This window comes from Plectonema radiosum NIES-515, assembly GCF_025753815.1.
Classification (GTDB): domain Bacteria; phylum Cyanobacteriota; class Cyanobacteriia; order Cyanobacteriales; family Nostocaceae; genus Hassallia; species Hassallia radiosum_A.
In genome coordinates, this window is sequence record NZ_JAOWRF010000164.1 from 1 (window position 1) to 4,966 (window position 4,966).

Here is a 4,966-nt window from a genome sequence, read left to right on the forward strand (position 1 = left end):
CTTTGAACTCAAAAACAAGCATTTTCCACCTCCCGTCTTATGCTATCACAATTGGTATAAGATAGAGCGAATATAATAAAAAGCCGTCCTGCAAGGACGGGGCTTTAGACCCAACTTTTCGGTAAAAGAAAATTGGGCATTGGGCATCTCCAGGAAAGACGTAGAGACGTAGCAGTGCTACGTCTCTACAAGGGTTTCGGGCAACGCATAATTAAATTCGGTCGATGTCTATTGGGCATTGGGCATTTGTCCCCTTGTTCCCTTGTCCCCCCATCTCCCCCATCCCCCTACACGTCATCCGGGTTAACAGTCAGGACGCTTATACCACTCATAATGACGAATATCGTAATAAAGATTTAAATCGCTGGCGACGAATACCTCATCTGGTCGATAATTAGGCGGATGAAAGGTATCTCGCAACAGTTGAGGTTGAAAATCATTAAATTCGTCGGGCAATCCTGGCTCCTTTGGATCTTCGCTCTTGAGATCATACATCGTTGGTAGAGCTTCTTTTGGAGGAAGAGGAGGGTCTACTTGGTACATAATAAAGAACAGAGATGACCAATTAGCTATAGCTTAACTGATAGTAGGCGACTGAATGTTACTGTTTGACTTGAGTAATCACTACAAAGAGGAAAGCAATGTTTGCGATCGCACTTCAAGAGCAACAATACAAAACCTACGTCCTCACGGATGAAAGCACTAATTCACAATTAGAGGTTATACCCGAACGTGGTGGTATCATCACCAAATGGCGCGTTAATGGTGAAGAAATTTTCTACCTGGATGCGGAACGCTTGACTAATCCAGAATTGAGCGTTAGAGGTGGAAATCCGATTTTATTTCCCATCTGCGGCAACTTACCGGATAATACTTACACTTGTGAAGGTAAACAGTATACTCTCAAACAACACGGCTTTGCGCGAGATTTACCTTGGGATGTTACGAATCAAGTGACCCAAGATAAAGCTAGCCTGACCGTAGTCCTCAATAGCAACGAGCAAACAAGAGCGGTTTATCCTTTTGACTTTGAACTGGCTTTTACCTACCAGATCCAAGGTAATACTTTAGAAGTTCAGCAGAATTATACAAATAAATCATCTGAACCGATGCCTTTTTCTTTTGGGTTTCATCCTTACTTTGCGTCTTGTGATAAAACTCAGCTAGAATTTGAAATCCCTAGTAGTGAGTATCAAGACCAGAAAACCAAGGAAATGCACTCTTTTAACGGTAATTTTGACTTCAACCGCGATGAAATAGACGTTGCTTTTAAACAGCTAACAAGTCAATCTGCGAGTGTGATAGACCACAGCCGAAAGTTAAAATTGACTTTAGATTACGATGATGCTTTTCCGATTTTGGTTTTTTGGACGTTGAAGGGCAAAGATTTCTACTGTCTGGAACCGTGGAGCGCTTCTAGAAACTCGATCAATACTGGTGAACACCTGACTATACTTGAACCTGGAGCCAGTTGTTCTGCATCGATGAAGCTGACAGCAAATTTTTTCTCAACACCTTGACAAATCCACAAACATATGTGCTATGATAGCAAAGTTGCAAGTTTAGAACTCAACGGGTCGCTAACTCAACGGTAGAGTACTCGGCTTTTAACCGATTAGTTCCGGGTTCGAATCCCGGGCGACCCATATTAAAGGAATAATTGATCGATTTGGAGTAACTCCCGTGCCATCACCCATGATGGTTGGCGACGGTTGGGCAGCTATTGTGACGTTATGCGATCGCTTTGATTGTTTGTTGTTGACTTCTTGCAGTCACCAGTCCCTTATAATCAGGCTTAGAGGTGCAAAGTTTTTCAGCATTAGCACCCGACACTAGTTATAATTTCCTAATAAGTTGAAACAATTAAGATTAGCGTAATAATTGCGCTTCTCTGACACCGACTAGCTGACTACCCACATTAGGAGGACTATCTATGGCGCTCGTACCAATGCGGCTGCTGTTGGATCACGCGGCTGAAAACGGTTACGGCATCCCGGCGTATAACGTGAACAACATGGAGCAAATTCAGGCAATCATGAAGGCTGCTCTAGAGACAGATAGCCCCGTGATTTTACAAGCTTCTCGTGGCGCTCGTTCTTATGCTGGGGAAAATTTCTTACGCCACTTGATTTTGGCAGCGGTAGAAACCTATCCTCATATCCCCATTACCATGCACCAAGATCATGGTAACAGCCCTGCAACTTGTTATTCGGCGATTCGCAACGGCTTCACCAGCGTGATGATGGACGGTTCGCTGGAAGAAGATGCTAAATCACCAGCAAGCTATGAGTATAACGTCAATGTCACCCGCGAAGTCGTGAAAGTAGCTCACGCGGTTGGCGCCAGCGTTGAAGGTGAACTCGGTTGCTTGGGTTCTCTAGAATCTGGTATGGGTGAAGCTGAAGATGGTCACGGTTTCGAGGGTAAACTCGACCGCGAACAACTTTTAACTGACCCCGACCAAGCAGTAGACTTTGTAGAGCAAACTCAAGTAGATGCTTTGGCAGTTGCGATTGGTACTAGCCACGGTGCTTACAAGTTTACCCGCAAGCCGACTGGAGAAATTTTAGCAATCAGCCGCATCGAAGAAATTCACAGCCGTTTGCCTAACACTCACTTGGTAATGCACGGTTCCTCTTCGGTTCCTGAAGATTTGCTTGCCATTATTAACCAGTATGGCGGTGCAATTCCCGAAACTTACGGTGTACCTGTGGAAGAAATCCAAAAAGGTATCAAGTGCGGTGTACGTAAGATAAACATCGATACTGATAACCGTTTGGCAATTACCGCTGCTGTGCGTGAAGCTTTGGCTGCAAATCCTAAGGAATTTGACCCCCGTCACTTCCTCAAGCCTTCCATTAAGTATATGCAGAAAGTTTGTAGCGATCGCTATCAACAATTCGGTTCTGCTGGTAACGCTAGCAAGATTAAGCAAATCTCTTTGGATGACTTTGCTGCTAAGTATGCTAAGGGCGAACTTAACGCTGTGACTAAGGCTACTGCTAAGGTTTAATAATGAGCGCTGAAGCGCTCACTACGGGTTCTTCATATTAAGATTATTGAACCGGGTTGGAATATTACCCGGTTTTTTGTGCTATTTGATATTATGTCCTGATAATTAACATTAATAAAAATATCACAACCCTCGTAGAGACGTTCCGGCGGAACGTCTTTACGTGGAGATGTAAATTTTCGCAAATAATCAGCTAGATAAATACGCGATGTTGTAAGCTGGGCATCTGACGGCGAACTTGTTCTAACCGAGAGAAATTGATTTCGGCGATCGCTACTCCCGGTTTTTCACCAGCATCGGCTAAAATCATTCCCCAAGGATCGATAATCACCGCGTGTCCGTGGGTTTGACGACGAGCGTAATTTACTCCAGTTTGCGCCGGTGCGATGACATAAGCGGTGTTTTCAATTGCCCGCGCTTGCAGTAATACTTGCCAATGATCTTTACCAGTAAAAGCGGTGAAAGCAGCCGGAATAAATAGAATATCTGCCCCCTTGTGGGATAAATATCGGTAAAGTTCCGGAAAACGGACATCATAGCAAACAGAAAGTCCAATATTACCGAGTTTTTCGGAAAAATAAATCGGGGGTGTTTGCGAACCCGCCATCACCGTACTAGATTCGCGATAAGTATTACCGTCAGGGACATTCACATCAAATAAATGTACCTTTTGGTAGCGGGCAACTTCTTGACCATTGGGGTCGATGAGTGTGGAAGTATTGTAGAATTTGCCGCTGTCACCTACAGGTACTGGATAGCTGCCACCGAGAATGGTAACTTGATAGCGCTGCGCCATTTTTTTGAGGAATATTTCCGATTCTTTGGCGATCGCTTCAACTTGAGCAAGTTTATCCTTTTCTTCGCCCATAAACGAAAAATTTTCTGGCAAACCCACTAATTCCGCACCTTGATGGACGGCTAAATCGATAAATTCCTCTGCCTGTGCCAAGTTTTTTTCCAGATTTGGCACACTGGTCATTTGAATAGCGGCCGCTAAATATGACTTCATAAATCCAATAACTAACAGTGGAGTTGTAAGGGATAGATTATCAAATATATCTTTACTTTGGTACTTGCAAAGACAGACTTTATCCCCATTGCCTTATCTTCCCCGAATTGATTAACTAACAAACACTTTGCTGAAACTGAGGCTTATATCAATCTTCCTACGGGTTCTAGAAAAATCAACGAGTTTGAGGTTAGTTTGTTAGAAAACCTTGATAAATCTTCTGTTGTGGATATTTCTGTTTTCGTTAAAACCTTTGTTGCTGTCTTTGTCCTTGCGGATGCAGTGGGTAATATACCGATAGTTTTAGTTCTGACTAAGGGGATGGAACCGCAGCAGAGAAACAAAGTAATAGATAAAGGAGTAGTAATAGCGATCGCTGTTATGATGGTGTTTGCTTTTAGCGGTCAATTCATTTTAAGTTATTTAGACATCAGCATGGGGTCTTTGCGAGTAGCTGGGGGACTGTTGCTGCTATTAATCGCTTTACAAATGCTACAGGGTAAATTAGATACTCCCATACTCGACCAAGAACGAGATGTGGCAATTACGCCGCTAGCTTTGCCATTGTTAGCCGGACCTGGTACGCTGACGACGGTAATGCTGTTAATGTCGTCAGCTGCTAATCCTAATTTCAGCGTGACGCTGGGTATATTATCGGCAATGTTTATTACTTGGTTAATTTTACGTTTCAGTAATTACATCGATAAGTGGATTGGTGCAGAAGGCGAGGTAATTATAACTCAGCTTTTCGGTTTTCTATTGGCAGCGTTGGCAATAGAGATTGGTAGCGCGGGAATTAAGGAGTTGTTTTTCAGTTAGAGAAAACGAACCCCCTTCGCGTTGGCGGAGCCTCTCGTAGAGAAGCGTCTCGAAGAGAAGGCACCAAGGAAGGAGAGGAAGGGAAAATTGTTTATTTTTCTCCCCCTCTCCCCCTCACCCCCCCC

General features: G+C 43.7%; 5 protein-coding genes and 1 tRNA gene. 4 read left to right on the plus strand and 2 right to left on the minus strand.

Translation table 11 applies throughout. From position 1 onward, the window contains the following. Nucleotides 1–303: 303 nt before the first annotated feature. The gene (locus OGM63_RS10980; RefSeq protein ID WP_445974552.1) at nt 304–543 is read right to left on the minus strand and encodes a hypothetical protein; all 240 of its coding nucleotides are present in this window, start codon (nt 541–543) and stop codon (nt 304–306) included. A 98-nt stretch (nt 544–641) separates the two neighbouring features. Here OGM63_RS10980 and OGM63_RS10985 point away from each other — a divergent pair, with 98 nt between their 5' ends. The 3 genes from OGM63_RS10985 to fba all read left to right on the plus strand — a co-directional run bounded on the left by OGM63_RS10985 (nt 642) and on the right by fba (nt 3,013). After that, a complete protein-coding gene (locus OGM63_RS10985) occupies nt 642–1,520 on the plus strand; it encodes an aldose epimerase family protein (protein ID WP_263745569.1) in 879 nt (292 codons plus the stop codon). A gap of 54 nt (nt 1,521–1,574) precedes the next feature. Beyond that, nucleotides 1,575–1,646 (plus strand) — tRNA-Lys (locus OGM63_RS10990). Between the two features lie 287 nt (nt 1,647–1,933). Then, the gene (gene fba, locus OGM63_RS10995) at nt 1,934–3,013 is read left to right on the plus strand and encodes a class II fructose-bisphosphate aldolase (RefSeq protein WP_263745570.1); all 1,080 of its coding nucleotides are present in this window, start codon (nt 1,934–1,936) and stop codon (nt 3,011–3,013) included. A gap of 193 nt (nt 3,014–3,206) precedes the next feature. Here fba and OGM63_RS11000 read toward each other — a convergent pair whose 3' ends face one another. Further along, complete coding sequence (locus OGM63_RS11000) at nt 3,207–4,022, minus strand: carbon-nitrogen hydrolase family protein (protein WP_263745571.1); 816 nt, start codon at nt 4,020–4,022, stop codon at nt 3,207–3,209. Nucleotides 4,023–4,217: 195 nt separating this feature from the next. Between OGM63_RS11000 and OGM63_RS11005 the strand changes: the two genes are divergently transcribed. Next, nucleotides 4,218–4,841 carry a MarC family protein gene (locus OGM63_RS11005; RefSeq protein WP_263745573.1) on the plus strand — a complete coding sequence of 208 codons (624 nt, stop codon included), beginning with the start codon at nt 4,218–4,220 and terminating at the stop codon, nt 4,839–4,841. Nucleotides 4,842–4,966: the final 125 nt, after the last annotated feature.